15 protein-coding genes and 2 pseudogenes are annotated in these 17098 nt (G+C 72.9%); 3 read left to right on the top strand and 14 right to left on the bottom strand.

Annotated elements, in window-relative coordinates; all coding sequences use genetic code 11:
- Positions 1-12: 12 nt before the first annotated feature.
- The gene (locus tag ACIPSJ_RS24375) at positions 13-636 is read right to left on the bottom strand and encodes a TetR family transcriptional regulator C-terminal domain-containing protein (protein ID WP_359217856.1); all 624 of its coding nucleotides are present in this window, start codon (positions 634-636) and stop codon (positions 13-15) included.
- Between the two features lie 559 nt (positions 637-1195).
- Here ACIPSJ_RS24375 and ACIPSJ_RS24370 point away from each other — a divergent pair.
- Positions 1196-2530: an NAD-dependent succinate-semialdehyde dehydrogenase gene (locus ACIPSJ_RS24370; RefSeq protein ID WP_401348804.1), complete on the top strand. Its 1335-nt coding sequence runs from the start codon at positions 1196-1198 to the stop codon at positions 2528-2530.
- Between the two features lie 295 nt (positions 2531-2825).
- On the opposite strand, the pseudogene ACIPSJ_RS24365 reads toward ACIPSJ_RS24370, so the two are convergent.
- Positions 2826-2987 (bottom strand): annotated as a pseudogene (locus ACIPSJ_RS24365) (TetR/AcrR family transcriptional regulator); the annotation flags it as partial.
- Between the two features lie 2 nt (positions 2988-2989).
- Here ACIPSJ_RS24365 and ACIPSJ_RS24360 point away from each other — a divergent pair.
- A pseudogene (locus tag ACIPSJ_RS24360) lies at positions 2990-3463 on the top strand (SAM-dependent methyltransferase); the annotation flags it as partial.
- Positions 3464-3562: 99 nt separating this feature from the next.
- On the opposite strand, the gene ACIPSJ_RS24355 reads toward ACIPSJ_RS24360, so the two are convergent.
- The 7 genes from ACIPSJ_RS24355 to ACIPSJ_RS24325 form a co-directional block, all read right to left on the bottom strand.
- Positions 3563-4231, bottom strand: a complete 669-nt coding sequence (locus tag ACIPSJ_RS24355) for a TetR/AcrR family transcriptional regulator (protein ID WP_359217866.1) — start codon at positions 4229-4231, stop codon at positions 3563-3565.
- Complete coding sequence (locus ACIPSJ_RS24350) at positions 4228-6234, bottom strand: CocE/NonD family hydrolase (RefSeq protein ID WP_401348802.1); 2007 nt, start codon at positions 6232-6234, stop codon at positions 4228-4230. Before ACIPSJ_RS24350 ends, ACIPSJ_RS24355 begins: the two co-directional genes overlap by 4 nt.
- Positions 6231-7958, bottom strand: a complete 1728-nt coding sequence (locus tag ACIPSJ_RS24345) for a dipeptide ABC transporter ATP-binding protein (RefSeq protein ID WP_401348800.1) — start codon at positions 7956-7958, stop codon at positions 6231-6233. Before ACIPSJ_RS24345 ends, ACIPSJ_RS24350 begins: the two co-directional genes overlap by 4 nt.
- The gene (locus ACIPSJ_RS24340) at positions 7958-8857 is read right to left on the bottom strand and encodes an ABC transporter permease (RefSeq protein WP_401348797.1); all 900 of its coding nucleotides are present in this window, start codon (positions 8855-8857) and stop codon (positions 7958-7960) included. The genes ACIPSJ_RS24345 and ACIPSJ_RS24340 overlap by 1 nt, the downstream gene beginning before the upstream one ends.
- Entirely contained in the window at positions 8854-9810 is a 957-nt protein-coding gene (locus ACIPSJ_RS24335) for an ABC transporter permease (protein WP_401348796.1), read from the bottom strand. The genes ACIPSJ_RS24340 and ACIPSJ_RS24335 overlap by 4 nt, the downstream gene beginning before the upstream one ends.
- Positions 9811-9812: 2 nt before the next feature.
- Complete coding sequence (locus ACIPSJ_RS24330; protein ID WP_401348795.1) at positions 9813-11408, bottom strand: ABC transporter substrate-binding protein; 1596 nt, start codon at positions 11406-11408, stop codon at positions 9813-9815.
- 157 nt (positions 11409-11565) lie between these two features.
- Positions 11566-12504 (bottom strand): LysR family transcriptional regulator, encoded by a 939-nt coding sequence (locus ACIPSJ_RS24325; protein ID WP_401348793.1) that lies wholly within the window; start codon positions 12502-12504, stop codon positions 11566-11568.
- A gap of 47 nt (positions 12505-12551) precedes the next feature.
- Here ACIPSJ_RS24325 and ACIPSJ_RS24320 point away from each other — a divergent pair, with 47 nt between their 5' ends.
- On the top strand, positions 12552-13520 hold the full coding sequence (locus ACIPSJ_RS24320) for a nitrilase-related carbon-nitrogen hydrolase (protein ID WP_401348791.1): 969 nt from the start codon (positions 12552-12554) through the stop codon (positions 13518-13520).
- Positions 13521-13569: 49 nt separating this feature from the next.
- Here the strand turns inward: ACIPSJ_RS24320 and ACIPSJ_RS24315 are convergent, their stop codons facing one another.
- The 5 genes from ACIPSJ_RS24315 to ACIPSJ_RS24295 all read right to left on the bottom strand — a co-directional run bounded on the left by ACIPSJ_RS24315 (position 13570) and on the right by ACIPSJ_RS24295 (position 17085).
- Positions 13570-13734 (bottom strand): hypothetical protein, encoded by a 165-nt coding sequence (locus ACIPSJ_RS24315; protein ID WP_401348788.1) that lies wholly within the window; start codon positions 13732-13734, stop codon positions 13570-13572.
- 91 nt (positions 13735-13825) lie between these two features.
- Entirely contained in the window at positions 13826-14464 is a 639-nt protein-coding gene (locus ACIPSJ_RS24310; protein WP_359217881.1) for a GPP34 family phosphoprotein, read from the bottom strand.
- Positions 14465-14577: 113 nt separating this feature from the next.
- On the bottom strand, positions 14578-15237 hold the full coding sequence (locus ACIPSJ_RS24305; protein ID WP_401348785.1) for a response regulator: 660 nt from the start codon (positions 15235-15237) through the stop codon (positions 14578-14580).
- Positions 15234-16424, bottom strand: coding sequence for a sensor histidine kinase (locus ACIPSJ_RS24300; RefSeq protein ID WP_401348783.1), 1191 nt, complete (start codon positions 16422-16424; stop codon positions 15234-15236). Before ACIPSJ_RS24300 ends, ACIPSJ_RS24305 begins: the two co-directional genes overlap by 4 nt.
- 70 nt (positions 16425-16494) lie before the next feature.
- Entirely contained in the window at positions 16495-17085 is a 591-nt protein-coding gene (locus ACIPSJ_RS24295; RefSeq protein ID WP_401348780.1) for a TetR/AcrR family transcriptional regulator, read from the bottom strand.
- Positions 17086-17098 lie beyond the last annotated feature (13 nt).

Genomic DNA, 17098 nt, shown 5'->3' with positions numbered 1-17098 from the left:
CGGCAGGAGGGATCAGTCCGTGAGCAACATGCCGGGTCGCAGCCCGAGTTCGGACTCGGCCACGGTGCGCGGCATGTCCTCCGTGGGCGCCCTGCGGTGGTCGGCGCTGGTGTTGATGTACGCGCTGGCGCCGTCGATCGCGACGAGGACACGGGTGGCCGCTCCCCAGGGATCCGCACAGCCGAAGACCCCGGCCGCGGCCCCGGCGGCGATCAGCTCTTCCAGGCGCCGGCACCACCGCAGTTCCTGCTTCGTCACGTGCTCGCGCAGTACCGGACGGTAGCGCGACAGGTGCCGTGCGTTGAGCCAGAGCCTGCTGACGTCGTCGAAGTCGGCGCTCGACGTGAGGCCGAAGAACCGCCGGAAGGCCTGTAGGGGGTCGCCCGGCTCGGGCGGCAGCAGGCTGTCGAGTTCCTTCATCGTGGCGTGGGTGAACGCCTCGGCCACCAGCTCGTCCACGGCGGGGAAGTAGTGGCCGACAAGTCCGGGCTGGACACCGAGCTCGTCGGCGACGCGGCGCAGGGTGACGCACTCCAGACCCTCGGTGAGCCCGATCCGCGACGCCGTGGCGACGATCTCGGCGCGGCGTTCGGCGGGCGCCTTGCGGACGCGCCTGCCCGGGGCTCTTGACGTCATACGGCTAATGTTATTGAGTAGGCGACCAATAAATCAATTGGTCGCGCACCCAATAAGTGGGATCGGCCGGAAACCGACGCTCGCAGAGAGGCCGATGTCCGCCCGAGACCACCGCTCGCCGCGGCCCCCGGCCGACGCAGCACCGTCAGGAGACCCACGTGAACGACTCCCCCACCGATGCCGGTGAACCGGGCCGTCTCCGTGGACCCCACGTGGACGCGGGCGGTGATCGTCGCCTCCCCGGGCCCCGCGCGAAGCTCGCGGACCCCGCGCCGACGGCCCGCACTGAAGTAGTGAAGGCCCCCTGATGCCGTCGCGGCTCTCCCCGGCCGTCGACCTGGACCCGGACACGGGCCCGGGCATCCGGGACGTCACGGTGCGGCCCGCCTCCACCTCTCCGGCCGCCTTCCCCTGGAGGAACTCGCCGCCCGGACCCGCCCGTTGGGCGAAGCCGCCCAGGCGTTCGGCGACCGCGGCTCCGACTCCGGCCTGAGGACCGTCCTCCAGCCCTGACCAGCTTCCTTCCCCCTCCCTCATCCCCCTGCCACTTGGAGGCACCATGTACGCCGTCACCGACCCGGCCACCGGCGAGATCGTCGAGACCTACCCGACCGCCACCGACGCCGAGATCGCCACGGCCGTCGACGCCGCGCACGCCGCCGGTGCCTGGGGCCGGTCCAGCTCCGTGGCCGAGCGCGCCGCGCTGCTGCGCCGCCTCGGTGACCTGCACGCCGAGCACAGCGCGGAACTCGCCGCGAGCATCGTGCGGGAGATGGGCAAGCCGCTCGCCGAGGCGGAGGGCGAGGTCGGCTTCTGCGTCGACATCTACCACTACTACGCCGACCACGCCGAGGAGTTCCTCGCCGACGAGGTGCTCGACGTCACCTCCGGCCCCGGCACCGCCGTCGTGCGGCGCGGTCCCGTCGGCGTGCTGCTGGGCATCATGCCGTGGAACTTCCCGGCCTACCAGGTCGCCCGGTTCGCGGCCCCCAACCTGGCCGTGGGCAACACCATCGTCCTCAAGCACGCCCCGCAGTGTCCCGCCACGGCGGCGCTGCTGGAGCGGCTGTTCGCCGAGGCCGGCTTCCCGGCGGGCGCGTACGTCAACGTGTACGCCACCAACGAGCAGATCGCCGACGTGATCGCCGACCCCCGCGTGCACGGCGTCTCCCTCACCGGCTCCGAGCGGGCCGGGGCCGCCGTCGCCGAGATCGCCGGCCGGCACCTGAAGAAGGTCGTGCTGGAGCTCGGCGGCTCGGACCCGTTCGTGGTGCTGTCCACCGACGACCTGGACACCGTCGTCGAGGCCGCGGTCGCCGCCCGTCTCGACAACACCGGCCAGGCCTGCAACGCCGCCAAGCGGTTCGTGGTCGTGGCGGACCTGTACGACGCGTTCGTGGAGAAGTTCACGGCCCGCCTCCTCGACTCCGCCACCGGGGCCCCGCTCTCCTCGGCGGCCGCCGCCGAGACCCTCGCCAAGCAGGTCGGCCAGGCCGTGGCGGAGGGCGCCACCCTCCACGGCTCCGGCGAGCGGCAGGGCGCCTACTTCCCGGCGGGCGTCCTCACCGGCCTGACCACCGAGCACACGGCGGCCCGCCAGGAACTGTTCGGACCGGTCGCCATGGTCTTCCCGGCGACCGACGAGAACGACGCCGTACGGATCGCCAACGACACCCCCTACGGCCTCGGCTCCTACGTCTTCACCACCGACCCGGAGCAGGCCACGCGCGTCGCCGACCGCATCGAGGCCGGCATGGTCTTCGTGAACGGCGTCGGCGCGGAGGGCGCCGAACTCCCCTTCGGCGGCGTGAAGCGCTCCGGCTTCGGCCGGGAACTCGGCCGACTCGGCATCGAGGAGTTCACCAACAAGAAGCTGATCCGCACGGTGGCCTGAACGGCACGGCCGATCAGCGGGCGGGCCCCGGGCGGTACCGGACGGCATCTCGCGCGGGGCCCGCGCCGTCTCGTCGTGGACGCCTCCGAGCCGCGCCTGACGCGGAGCCGCGCCGCGCGAGCCGGGGGCCTGCGAGGTGGCTGAACGTTCTCCGCCGCTCACTCGCGGCGGCCGACTGCGCCTCCCGATCGTTCGCCGACAGGGGCGCCCGGTTCGCCCACTCCGGGATCGAAGACCGCGTCCACGACCATGACTCCGTTTCCCAAGGGCACGCTCAGCAGTTCCTCACGCCGGATCAGCCCGGTCGGCGTCGCACGGAATCGGCGACCACCCCTGCCACGAACCTGCCGACGACTGCCGTGGCCGGTGGGCCGGGGTCGCGGTCGGCGAACAGGAGATGCCCGCCGCCGACCAGGGAGAGGGTGAGTGAGCCGATGTCGGCGTCGGCCGCGATGCGGCGCCCAGTCCTGGCACTGGGTGGATCCGGACGTCGGTGCCCTGAAGGCGGCATGTGTGCTGCGTCCAGGGGGCCGGCTGGCGGTGTTCGGGCACGTGTACGAGCCGCCTGCCGAGGTGGCCGAACCGTTCGCCGCCGCCTTCCGGCGGGCAGCGCCCGACTCCCCGCTCAACGGCCGACCGGCCCGCCGTCCGCTCGACCTGTACGAGGCGGCGTACGCGAAAATCGCCGACAGGATCCGCGAGACGGAACAGTTCGACGATCCCGAACAGTGGCGATTCGACTGGGCGCGGTCCTACACGCGCGACCAGTGGCTGGAGTTGCTGCCCACCACCGGCGGCCTCACCCGGCTGCGTCCCGATCAACTGGACGGGATACTGGACGTGGTCGGGGAGGCCATCGACTCCCTGGGCGGCCGGTTCACGATGAACTACACCACCCTGGCCGCAACCGCCCTGCGCGCCGCCACCTCCTGAGCCAACCGGCGGAAACGGACCTGTGACGGGGACAGGGGCACCGACGGGGGCCGCTGCGATCACGAGCCGGGGGGTGTGTCTGCCCGCACGGTGTTGCGGTCAGCCACGGTCCGTGCGGACGGCGAGTTCCGTCTCCACCAGCCGGTTCAGGTGCCGGCGGGCGTCCTCGGTGCTGAGCGGTGGTGACTGGCGCAGTCGTTGGAGGGCGAGGCCGTCGGCGAGGGCGGCGAAGCGGACGGTGAAGCCGTCGAGGTCGGCGCCGTCGAACTCGCCGTCCGCGACGCCCCGTTCGGCCAGGGCGCGGATCTGCCGGTGCCAGGCGGTGTAGCGGTCGGCCTGGCCGCGGGCGAAGGCCTCGTCGGTGGCCGGTTCGCCCGCGTGCCAGTAGTCGAACCACATCCGCCAGTGCCGGTCGGTGTCCTCCGTGAAGAGGGCGTCGACGAGCAGCCGCAACGCCTCGGCACCGCTGCCCGCCTGCTCGGCGGCCTCGCTGAGCTCCGCGTAGTAGCGCTCGATGTGCAGCACCATCGCCTCGGACAGGATCTCCTGCACACTGCCGAAGTGATAGGTGACCGTGCCGACGGAGACCCCGGCCGCGGCGGCCACGTCCCGGACGCCCACCGAGGCGTAGCCGCGCTCCGCGATCAGCGGGATGGCCGCCTCGACGATCAGCCGTCGGCGCACCTCGGTGGGCTGGCGGGTGCGGTCGGCGGCGGCGACGGCCCGGCGCGGGGGCTTCGCGGAGCGCTGCGGCTTGGCGGCGGTCATCCCGACGTCCTCGCGCTGGTGTGGTGCCAGGACCGCTTGACCACTGTCTCTCCGTTCGCCCGTGCCTCGATGCGGCTGTCCATGACGAAGTCCGCCGCCGAGGCGCGCAGCTCCGTACGCGCCATGATCTCAGCGTCGTAGTCATCGCCGCGCCGCAACCGGATGCGCCACTCCGACACGGCGCTCGCGGACAGCGGGTCGTCGCCGCGGACACGGTACGTCTCGCGGGCGCTCTCCTCGTAGCGGAGCCCGTCCGGGTACGTCCGTGATCCCCCGTAGTTGGGGTCGACCTCCAGGGTCCACTCCCCCGCCGCCACGTCGTGCGTGACGAGCCGTTCGGGGCGGGGTTCGGCGGGCCGGTCGTGGGTGACCGGGAGCGGTGGCGCCTGCTCCGGCTCCTCGAAGGCGATCGGCGGTTCCTCTCCGGCCGCCCGTACGGGCAGGAGTACGGCGCTGTCGGCGGGCACGACCCGCAGTTCGCCGCGCTCGCCGTGCGGCCACACCCAGGGCCAGTAGACGTCGGAGACGGCGACCCGGACGCGGTGGCCGGGCGGGAAGGCGTAGCCGATGCCGGTGAGTTCGATCTCGACGTCCTCGTACGTGCCCGGGGTCCACTCCACCGTCCGGTCCCGGCCGTGCCGGCTGAGGAGGTTGAGCACCCCCCGGGTGACCAGCGTCGAGGAGCCGTCGGGAGCGACGTCGCAGAGCCGGACGATCACGTTGGCGCGCGGGGTGGCGCTGTCCAGACGCAGCCGGACGCGGGGCCTGCCGAGGATCTCGACACGTTCGGCGAGGGGTTCGGAGTCGAAGCAGACCGAACGGCCGTCCTCCTCGCGCTGGTCGGGCGGCAGGTCGCCGGCGTTGCCGAAGGGGAAGAAGCGGCCGGCGTCGAGACCGGTGTTGAGCGGGGAGCGGACCAGGACCGGCTCGCTCCCGGCTGCCAGGGTGCGCTCGCTCCAGGTCACCTTCGGGGAGGGCCAGTTGTCGTCGCCCACCCAGCGGCCGGGCATCACGTCGTACGAAGTCGCGGGCGGGACCGGGTCGTTGATCCAGGCGCGCAGCAGTGGTTCGCGCATCACTCCGGTGTCGGTGCCCTTGAGGTGCTGGTCCCACCAGCGCAGGGTCTCCTGGAGGAAGCCGATGGCCGGGCCGGGCGGCAGCCCCCGGTCGGGGTACTGGTGGGACCAGGGGCCGATGAGGCCGCGGACGCGGTCGGCCGGGAGGTGTTCGACGAGGCGGAGCACGGTGTCGCGGTACGGGTCGTGCCAGCCGCCGACCGCGAGCACGGCGGCGTCGATGGCGCCGTAGTCCTCGCAGACGCTGCCGTGCTTCCAGTAGGCGTCGCGTTCCTGGTGGTCGAGCCAGGTGTGCAGGAAGGGTTGGAGGGCGTCGAGGCGTTCGCGCCACATGGGCAGCCAGCGGTCGGCGCCGACGTTCGCCGGGTCCGGCGGGCGGGAGGCGAAGGCCAGCATGGTCCCGGCCCAGGCGAGCATGTCGATGCCGAGGACGGCGCCGCCGGTGTAGTGGACGTCGTTGTCGTAGCGGTCGTCGGTGGAACAGACGGTGACGACGGCCTTGAGCGGTTCCGGGGCGAGGGCGGCTATCTGGAGGGAGTTGAAGCCGCCCCAGGAGATGCCGAACATGCCGACCTTGCCGGTGCACCAGGGCTGGGCGGCGAGCCAGTTGACGACGTCGACGCCGTCGGCGAGTTCCTGGGCGTCGTACTCGTCGCCCGGGGTCCCCTCGCTGTCGCCGTGGCCGCGGATGTCGACCCGGACGGAGGCGTAGCCGTGTCCGGCGTACCAGGGGTGGCGCTGGGCGTCGCGGGGCGCGGTCCAGTCGCTCTTGCGATAGGGGAGGTATTCGAGCAGCGCGGGTACGGGGTCGGCGTCCGCGTCCGAGGGCCGCCAGATCCGTGCGTGCAGCCGGGTGGCGCCGTCCCGGGTGGGGATCCAGACGTCCTCGCGGACGACCTGGCGCTCGAACTGTTCGCGGTACTTCACGAAACTCCTTCGGCCACGAGGGTGTTGAGGGGCGTCCAGCGGCGGACGCGGTGGCCGTCGCCGAGGTCGGTCCAGACGGTGTCCGCGTCGGTCGCGTCCGACCAGTCGGGGGCGTCGTCGGTGCGGGGCGGTGCGTCGGGGTCGGGTTCGAGGGCGGCGGCCATCAGCCGGCGGGTGTAGGGGTGGCCGGGCGCGCCGAACACGGCCTCGGTGGGCCCTTCCTCCACCACGACCCCGTGACGCAGGACGACGACCCGGTCGGCGATGCCGCGCACCACGGCGAGGTCGTGGCTGATGAACAGGCAGGCCAGATCGCGTTCCCGGCGCAGGTCGTCCAGGAGGCGGAGCACCTCGGCCTGGACGGAGACGTCCAGGGCGGTGGTGATCTCGTCGGCGATCAGGACGTCCGGTTCACCCGCCAATGCCCGTGCGATGCCGATGCGTTGGCGCTGGCCGCCGGAGAGCTGGGCGGGCAGCCGGTCGGCGAGGGCCGGGTCGAGGCGTACGTCGGCGATGAGCCGGCAGGCCTGTTCGGCGGCCTCGGTGCGGCCGGTCGCGGTGCCGAAGAACCGCAGCGGGCGGCGGACGGCGTCACCGACGGAACGGCGGGGGTTGAGGGAGGTGTCGGCGTTCTGGAAGACCAGCTGGACCCGGCGGCGCAGCGAGAGCGGGCGCTTCGGCGCCGGTCGGGCCAGGTCACCGGCCTCGTGGGTCATGGTGCCACCGGAGGGGGTGCGCAGTCCGGCCAGCGTCCAGGCCAGCGTGGACTTCCCGCTGCCCGACTCACCGACGAGGGCGAGGACTTCGCCCCGGCGGACGTCGAAGGACACGCCGTGCACGGCGCGGGTGCTGCCGTAGTCGATGGTGACGTCGCTCGCGGCGACGGCGACCGGCGCGCCGTCGGGGACGGCGGCCTTGGCACGGACCGTCCGCTCCCCCGCCTCGTCGACGACCGCGAGTCCGGCGTCGTCCAGGCGCGGCACGCTCGCCAACAGCCGCTTGGTGTAGGGATCCTGGGGTGCGGTGAACAGCCGGCGGGTGGCCGCAGACTCCACCACCCGGCCCGTGTTCAGCACGCACACCTCGTCGGCCATGTGCGCGACGACGCCGAGGTCGTGGCTCACCAGCACGGCGGCCAGGCCGAGTTCGTCGCGCAGGGCGGCGATCAGGTCGAGGACGCTGCGCTGGGTGATGACGTCCAGGCCGGTGGTGGGCTCGTCGAGGACGAGGACCTTGGGGCGGGCGGCGATGGCCATGGCGATGGCGACGCGCTGCTGCTGGCCGCCGGAGAGTTCGTGCGGGTAGCGGCGGGCGAGTTCGGCGGGACGGGGCAGCCGGACCTGTTCGAGCAGGTCGACGACCGGCACCTCGCCGCCCGCCTCCTCGATCTGCCGGCCGATGCGCATGGTCGGGGTCAGTGCCTGTCCGGCGTTCTGGCCGACCATGGCGACGGTCCTCCCACGCAGCAGCCGCAACTCCCGTGCGGGCAGCGCGAACACGTCCCACCCGTCCACGTGGACGCTGCCGCCGGTGATCCGGGAGCCGTGCCGCAGATGGCCCAGCAGGGTGGCGGCGACGGTGGACTTGCCGCTGCCGGACTCGCCGACGAGGGCGAGGGTACGGCCCGGGGCCACCGCCAGGGACACCTCGTGCACGACCGGCACCTCGCGGCCACCGGAACGGTAGGCGACGGAGAGGGAGTCGACGGATACGACAGAGGTCATCAGGAACCCTCCCTGATCCGGTCCACGCCCCACGCCTTGGCGAGGCCGTCGGCCGCGAGGTTGAGCCCGACCACGAGGGTGGCCAGGGCGATGATCGGCGCGAGGCTCGCCATCGGGACGACGGTGATGGCGGTGCGGTTCTCGGCGACCATCAACCCCCAGTCGGGGGTGGGCGGGTCGGCGCCGAAGCCGAGGAAGGACAGCGAGGAGATCAGCAGCACCACCCAGGAGGCGCGCATCGCGAACTCCACGCAGACCACGTCGGTGATGTTCGGCAGCACCTCCCGGCGCAGGATCGCCCAGGTGCTCTCGCCCCGGGCCCGGGCTGCGGTCACGTAGTCCATGGGGACCACGGCCAGCGCGGCGCCGCGCACCACGCGGACGACCTGCGGGACGTAGACGACGGCGATGGCCAGGACGATCACCGCGGGTCCGGTGCCGAGGGCGGTGACGATGACGAGCAGTGCCAGGATCGACGGCACGGACAGGATCGCGTCCAGCACCCGGCCGAGCAGGTCGTCGAACCAGCCGCCGCGCAGGGCGGCGGCGCAGCCGACGACCGTGCCGAGGGCGACGGTGATCAGAGTGGCGGCGACGGAGACGCCGAGCCCGTACCGGCCGCCGTACAGCACCCGGGCGAGGACGTCGCGGCCGTACTGGTCGGTGCCGGCCCAGTGCTCCCAGCTCGGGCCGAGCAGGGCGTGCGAGGCGTCGTTGGCGATCGGGTCGTAGGAGGTGAGCAGCGGGGCGAGCAGCGCCACGAGGACGTGCACGGCGACGACGGCGAGGCCGACCAGGGCGGTGCGGGACGAGCGAAGGCCTCGCCAGGCGCGGACGGCCGCGTGCGGGGCCGCCGGGGCGGCACCTGCGGTGGCCGGGGTGGTGTCGAGTGCGGTCACCGGGTCCTCCCTCGGGTGCGGAGCCTGGGGTCGAGGGCCATGGCGCCGAGGTCGGCGGCGAGGTTGCAGACGACGTAGATCACGGCGCTGACGAGGGCGATGGCCTGGATGACGGGCAGGTCGCGGTTCTGTACGGAGGAGAGCATCAGCTTTCCGATGCCGGGGTAGTTGAAGACGTTCTCGACGACCGCGACCCCGCCCGCGAGCCAGGCGACGTTGAGGGCGATCACGTGCAGGGTGGGCAGCAGCGCGCTGGGCAGTGCGTGCCGGGTGACGATCCGCCAGGTGGACAGGCCCTTGAGGCGGGCGGTGGTGACGTACTCGCCGGCCATCACGTCGATGACGGAGGTGCGGGCCATCCGCACGATGTAGGCGGCCATCACCACGGCGAGCGCGAGCGCGGGCAGCCATACGGCGGGCAGGAGCTGTCCGGTGCTCGCCTCGGGGCCGTAGAGGACGACCGCCGGGAACCAGGGCAGCGCGACCGAGAAGACCAGCACCAGGACGGTGGCGACCACGAACTCGGGGACGCTCATGCCGACCAGGCTGACGGTGGAGATGAGGTGGTCGGGCCAGCGGTCCCGGTACAGCCCTGCGAGGACGCCGAGGACGATCGACCCGGTCACCGCGAACAGCACGGTGACGACGGCGATGAGCGCCGAGTTCCCGAGATACAGGGCGACTTGGCCGCCGACGCCCTTGCCGGAGACGAGGGAGGTGCCGAAGTCGCCGTGCAGGGCACCCTTGATCCAGTCGAAGTAGCGCTCCCAGGCAGGCCGGTCGAGACCGAGCTGGTCGCGCAGGGCGGCCACGGCGTCGGGGGTGGCGTCCTTGCCGAGGATCTGCGTGGCCACATCGCCCGGCAGCGCCTGTACGGCGAGGAAGACCAGGACGGAGGAGAGGAGGAGTGTGCCGACGGCCGAGGCCAGCCGGCGCAGGGTGAACGACAGCATGCTCAGGCCCCCTTCACGCCGATGTTGAGGTAGTCGAACTCGAAGCCGTGCTCCGCGTAGCCGCGGACCTTCCGGGAGATGCCGACGAGCCGGTCGGCGAACATCGGGGTCATCGCCCCGCCCCGCTCGATCACCAACGTCTGCGCCTCGCCGTACAGTTCACGGCGTCCCGTGTCGTCGGTCTCGGCGCGGGCCCGGTCCAGGACGGCGTCGAACTCCTTGTCGGACCAGGCGGTCTCGTTGTAGGAGGAGCCGCTGCGGAAGATCTGGGTGAAGAGCTGGTCGACGGGCCGCCCGGTGAACCAGTAGGTGGCCATCAGCGGCTTCTTCATCCAGATCTGCGTGTAGTACGAGTCCGCGGCGGCCGTCTTCACCTTGATCCGGATACCGGCCCGCTTGGCGGAATCCTGGTAGGCGAGGGCCATCGGCGTGAACAGCGGGTCGTAGGAGGAGGTGTAGAGGTCGACGGTCAGGCCCTCGTGTCCGGCCTGCTTGAGGAGGTGGCGGGCCTGCTCGGGGTCGTGCGCGGGGTGGGTGGTGATGTGGGCGGGGTCGCTCGGCGGCACGGGGTTGTCCCACCCCGCCGTGCCCGCGCCCTGGAGCGCCACCTTCACGACGTGCTCGGGGTCGTAGGCGAGCTTCATCGCCTGCCGGACGCGGACGTCGGTGAAGGGTTTCTCGGTGGTGAGCATCGGCAGCACGTACCACTGCGCGTCCTTCACCCGGGCGACGGTGGCCCGGTCGGAGGCGGCGACCACCCGGGCGGTGGCGAAGTCGAGGTTGGTCTGGGAGAGCAGGTCCACCTGTCCGGCGAGCAAGGCGTTGGAGCGGGCGGACATGTCGGCGACCGAGTAGAAGGCGACGGCGTCGAGGACGGGGCGGCCGGCCCAGTGGTCCTTGTGCGCGGTGACCCGGCCGGGGCCCGCCGGGGCGAAGGACTCCAGCTTGAAGGGGCCGGTGCCGATGCCGGTGCGGCCGATGCCCTTGGCGCTGCCGTCGGGGATGACGTAGCAGTTGTAGTGCGTGAGGAGGCTGGGGAACTCGGCGTTCGGGGTCTTCAGGGGGACGACGAGGGTGTGGGCGTCCGGGGTGCGCAGCGTCTTCGGGTCGACGAGCGGGGCGAGGACGGCGGCCTGGGGTGAGGCCGTGGCCTTGTCGAGGATGTGCCGCAGTGTGTAGGCGGCGTCGGCGGCGGTGAAGGCGCGTCCGTCGTGGAAGGTGACGCCCTTGCGGAGCCGGAAGGTCCAGGTGCGGGCCTTGGCGTCGGACTCCCAGGACTCGGCGAGGTCGGGGGCGAGTTCGCCGCCCGTACCGACGCGGACCAGCCGGTTGTAGAGGGCGCCGAGGTATTCGTACGCCGACAGGGAGCTCGCCGGATCGAGGGTCTCGGCGTCGGAGGCCGGCGGCCGGGCGATGCGCAGGGTGCCGCCGGGGTCGGGGGTGCCTTTCAGGGCGGCAGCCGTCAGGTCGGGGGCTGCGGCTGCCCCCGTACAGCCGGTGAGCAGCCAGGACGCGCCGAGCGAGGCCGTCGCGGCCGCGCCCGCGGCGAGCACCGAGCGGCGCCCCGGGAGGCGCCCCGGGAGGTGGATGTCGGGCATGGACCGACCGTCTCCCTCGCTATTCGTTCAGCGGAACGATTGAGTGGAGTTCGTGAACGATAACCAGGAGACGACTTCCAGCCAACCCTTCGGGCGCGGAAATTAACCTGCGGAAACGCATCGGTAACGGCACGGGAGGCGCAGGGGGCGCCCCCGCCTAGGCGTCCCGGAGGCGGGCTGCGGTCGCGTGGTGTTCGCCGACGAGGTGACGGAGCCAGGTGTGGGCGGGGTCGTCGGTCATGGTGGTGTGCCAGAGCGCGGTGACGGTGTACTCGGGCATGGGCAGGGGCGGTTCGACGGCGGTCAACGACAGCGCGTCGGCATAGACGGTGGCCGCGTGGGTGGGGATTGTGGCCAACGCCGGCAGGGTGGTGAGGTGCAGGGCGGCACCGGCGAAGTGGGTGGTGGAGGCGACCACCCGGCGGGTCAGTCCGCGCGCGTCCAGCAGGTCGTCGACGATGCCGCGGCGGCCGTCGTAGGAGATCAGCAGGTGGGGGTGGGCGAGGTAGTCGTCCAGGCCGAGGGGTGCGGTGAGGGGAAGCAGGCGGGGGTTGAAGAGGCAGGTGTAGCCGGAGCGGAACAGGTCCTGGGTGCGGTGGTCGGGGCCGTGTGCGGGGGCGGCGGCGATGCCGAGGTCGATCTCTCCGCGATCCAGCATGTCGGCGACGGAGTTGCGGTTGGCCTGGCGTACGGCGACCCGGATGCCGTCCAGGCCGGCGGTGGCGGTCAGCAGCCGGGGCAGCAGCGCCGCTTCCAGGTCGTCGGACATACCGAGGGTGAAGGTGCGCCGGGCGGTGGCCGGGTCGAAGCGGTCGCGGCCGGTGACGGCCTGCCCGATCAACCCGAGCGCCGGTTCGATGCGGCGGGCGAGCTCGACCGCGCGACGCGTGGATTCGACACCGGTGCGTGTACGGGTGAACAACTCGTCGTCGAAGAGCCTGCGCAGCCGGCCGAGCGCGGCACTGACCGCACCCTGGCTCAGATGGAGGGCGGTGGCGGCCCGGGTGACGCTGCGCTCACGCATGAGGGCGGCGAACACCACCAGCAGGTTCAGGTCCGCCTTCCTGAATTCACTGCCGTAGATGTCGATCATCATGGACATTAGCTTGCTCGATGATTGGCGTGATTTCTAATCTCGGGGACATGACCTCCCAGAACCCCATCGCCCCCGCCGCCTCCGAGTCCCGCCGTACCGTGACCGCCGCCGTGGTCCAGGCGACCGCTCCGCTCTTCGACACACGAGCCGCCCTGGACCGGGCCGGGGAACTCATCCGGGAGGCGGTCTCGGGCCGGGGAGCCGAGGTCGTCGTCCTGCCCGAGGCCTTCCTCGGCGGCTACCCCAAGGGACTGGACTTCGGCATCACCGTCGGCAGCCGCACCCCGGCCGGCCGCGAGCTCTTCCGCCGGTATCACGCCGCCGCGATCGACGTCCCGGGCCCCGAGGTCCACGAACTGGCCGCCCTGACCCGGGAACTCGGCTGCCACGCCGTCGTCGGCGCGGTCGAACGGCAGCGGGGCACCCTGTACTGCGTCGCCCTCTTCTTCGGGCCCGACGGCTACCTGGGCCTGCATCGCAAGCTCATGCCCACCGCCGCCGAACGCTATCTGTGGGGCCAGGGGGACGGCTCCACCCTCCCCGTCGTGGACACCGGCGCCGCCCGCATCGGTGCGGGCATCTGCTGGGAGAACTACATGCCGCTGTTCCGTACGGCGATGTACGCCAAGGGCGTCGACCTGTGGTGCGCGCCCTCGGTGGACGACCGGGACGCCTGGCAGGCCACCATGCGGCACATCGCGCTGGAGGGGCGCTGCTTCGTCCTCGGCGCGAACCAGTATCTGCGCCGCGACGCCCTGCCCGCGGACCTCCACCCCGTCCAGGGCGACGACCCCGGTACCGTCCTGATCGGTGGCGGCTCCGTCATCGTCTCCCCGCTCGGCGAAGTGCTGGCCGGCCCGCTGCGCGACGGCGAAGGCATCCTGACGGCCGAACTCGACCTGGACGACCTCACCCGCGCCCGGTTCGACTTCGACCCCGCCGGCCACTACTCCCGCCCCGACGTCTTCACCCTCCACGTCGACGAATCCGCCCGCGCCACCGTCCGCACCGTCTGACCGGCAGGACGGTGGGACAGTGCTGACGGTGGGCGTCCGTGACGCCCGGTCACCGACGGGCGTCCCAGAAGGCGCAGTGGTGGCGGAGCCGCGTCGTGCGGGTGGGGACGACGTGGTCCGGTGCCAGGGACAGCACCGTCTGCCGTGGCCAGTAGGGCGAGGAGGGACCGTTCGGGTCGGCGGTGCGGGCGAAGCGGGTCCAGTAGTCGATCATGGTGTCGGCGAGGCGGTGCCGGGGCCGGGTCGCGGGCGCGGCCGCCCCAGGTGGTCAGGGCACGGTGCATGCGGATCGTCTCGCCCTCCGGTCAGCTGCCGCCCATGCCGCCCTGAGCGGCGATCATGGTTGTCGGCAGTGCGCGTACGGCTTTCTCCAGGCCGGGCGCGAGCGCGGCCAGCCGTCCTGTGCAGGCGTCGATACGGGTGCGGTAGGCCTTCTGGTCCGGTCGGGACACGACCGAGCGGACGCGGCCCGCCGCGGCCAGGGCCAGTAGTGCGGCGTCGGTGGCGGGAATCTCCCCGACGGGCCCGTCCCCGCGCAGGGCCGCGGAGACCCGGCCGCGGAGGGCGGTGGCGATCGCGGGGTCCGTCAGGGTGAGCCGTCGGCTGCCGAGACGGGTGCGGGGTGCCCGCACCGTGAGGACTCCGGCCGTGGCGAGCCGGTCCTCCACCTCCGTCCGGGTCCGTCGGCGGTGGCGGCGCATGAGCCCCTTCCAGCCGTGCCCGGCGGCGGCGTCGCGCAGCACGCCGTCCAGGACGGGGTCACCGGTCGGCGCCGTGCCGCAGACGGTGACCGTGCCGCCGTCCTCCCCGAGCCGGCCTCGTGACGCGAGGTCGACGAGGGCGGCGGCGCGCAGGAGCAGTTCGGTCCGGGAACGGTCGTAGGGGCCGCCGGCCACGTCGTCGTGGGCGAGCAGGTACATGAGGCAGGCCAGGTCGTCGATCACCCTTCGACGCTAGGGCCGGCCGCCCGGGCACGGATCGGCCGCGGGAACGGACCGGGACTGGGAGCGTGGGAGGACCACTGCCCGGCCTCCTCCTCAAGGAGGAGACGGTGTGCTCAGGGGCTGCGCGGGTGCACGAGGCCGTGGTCGTAGGCGGCGACGACGGCCTGGACGCGGTCGCGCAGCCCCAGTTTGCGCAGCACGGCGGTGACATGGTTCTTGACGGTGGCCTCCGACAGGCGCAGCCGCTCGGCGATCTCCGCGTTCGACAGTGCCTGGCCGATCAGGGTGAGCACCTCGCGTTCGCGGCCGGAGAGGTCCCGCAGGGACGGCGGCGGCGCCGGGTCGGGCGTGGTGCGCAGGAACCGGTCGAGGACGCGGCTCAGCACGGCCGGTGCCAGCAGCGAGTCGCCGCGCGCGGTGAGGCGGATCGCCTCCACGAGCTCGCCGGGGCGGATGTCCTTGAGCAGGAAGCCGCTCGCCCCGGCCCGCAGGGCGGCGACCACGTGTGCGTCCACGTCCCAGGTGGTCAGCACGAGCACTCGGGACCGGCTGCCGCTCCCCGCGATCCGCCGGGTCGCCTCGATGCCGTCCACGACGGGCATGCGGACGTCCATCAGCACCACGTCGGGGTCCAGTTCCCCGGTCAGCCGTACCGCCTCCTGGCCGTCGGCGGCCTCGCCGACCACCTCCAGGTCGTCCCGGGCGTCGATGATCATGCGGAATCCGGTGCGGACCAGGGCCTGGTCGTCCGCCACCACCACGCGCAGCGTCATGACGCGCGCTCCACGGGCAGTCGCGCCGCCACCTCGAACCCGCCTCCGGGCAGCGGGCCGGCCCGCAGGCTGCCGCCGACGAGCCGCGCGCGCTCCCGCATCCCCACCAGGCCGCGTCCCGCTCCCGGCGAGGCCGGGCCGCTCGGCCGGGTCCGCCCGTTGTCGACCACCGTGACCTCCACGCACTCCCCTTCCACTGCCACACGGACCCGCACCTCGTCGGCGCCGTCGGCGTGGCGCAGCGTGTTGGTGAGAGCCTCCTGGACGATCCGGTACGCCGCGAGGTCCACTCCGGCGGGCAGCCCCTCGGCGGCACCCTCGCGGTGCACGCGCACGGTCATCCCGGTCGCGCGCACGCGGTCGGCCAGCTCGTCGAGCCGCGCGAGCGAGGGTCCCGGCCGGCGGTCGCTTTCGCTGCCGCCGCCAGGTGCGGCCTCCGGCTCCCCCTCCGCCTCGGGCCGGAACGCCCGCAGCAGCAGGCGCAGTTCGCCGAGGGCCGAGCGGGCGCCGGACTCGATGGCGCGCAGTGCCTGGCGGGCCTGTTCGGGCCGCTGGGCGAACACGTCGTCGGCGGCGGCCGCCTGGACGACCATCACCGAGAGGGTGTGCGCGACGACGTCATGGACCTCGCGGGCGATCCGCGCCCGCTCCTCCACCACCGCCCGGCGCGTCTCCGCCCTGCGCCGTGCCTGCTGCGCCCCGCGCCACTGCCCGGCGGTCCACGCCAGGAGCACCGTCAGCAGGTAGACCGCGAGCCCGGCGGATCCGCCCGCGTGGAACGCCAGTGGCGCGGGCACGCACATCGCGGCGAGCGCCCGTACCGAGACCCGCCGTGGCCTGGTGGCGGACAGCGCGCACAGGGTGACCTGTGCGGCGAGCAGCGCCCCGGTCAGGCTCACCGCGGGCAGCAGCGCCCACACCGCGAGCCCCGTCAGCGCGTTCACGGCCAGTACGAGGACGGGGGCGCGTGTCTGCCACCGCAGCGCGCAGGCCTGAACGAGGACCAGGGCGACGGCCACGGGCAGTCGGCGGCCGTGCTCGGTGCCCGCGACGAGCACCGAGGTGCCGAGGACGGCGAGCACCAGACCGGCCGATCCCCACCACAGCGCGCGGGCCGACCGGGCCGACAGCTCGCCCCGCGCTTCCCCGGCACACGCCTCGTCGGGCTGTCTGTTCCAGCGGTCCACGCCCCGACCCTACCCAGCGGCGTCGGCCGGGCCGCTCAGCGAACCACCGGCGCGGTGCCCCGAGCGTCTCTCAGGCCACCAGGCCCGCGATGTGGGCGGTGACCGTGTCGAAGATGTCGTTCCAGGCGGACTCGTCGCCCAGGACGAGGTAGTTGAGGGTGAGACCGTCGGTCACGGCGGCGAGATAGCGGGCCAGTACGGAGACGGGGACGCGGAGTTCGAGGTCGCGGCTGCTGCGCAGCTGCTCGATCAGCTCGGTGTAGGCGGCGCCGTACAGCTCGTACTGCCGTCGGGCCAGGTGCTCGCATCCCGGCTCGCGCAGGGCGTACTGGGTCAGTTCGTAGGTGAGCATGTGCTCTTCGGGGCGGTCGCGGACGTGGTCCCAGTAGGCCTCGAAGCCGGCCCGGACGGTCTCCTCCAGCGTGGTCCTGGGCCGCAGTGCCTCGCGTACGACGGTCACCGAGTGGTCGGTGAGGGTGGTGATGACGGACTCGATCAGGGCCTGCTTGGACTCGAAACAGTAGTGGAAGACGCTCAGTGACACGCCGGCCTCGGCGGCGATGGCCCGGGTCGTCGCCTTGGCGACACCGTCCCGGGCCATCGTCCTGATGGCCGCTTCCGTCAGCTGTTCGCGCCGCTGTGCCGACGGCATGCGTGCCATGCGTGAACCCCCG

The organism is Streptomyces sp. NPDC090088 (genome assembly GCF_044747345.1).
Taxonomy (GTDB): Bacteria; Actinomycetota; Actinomycetes; order Streptomycetales; family Streptomycetaceae; genus Streptomyces.
This window is presented reverse-complemented; position numbering and strand designations above follow the sequence as displayed.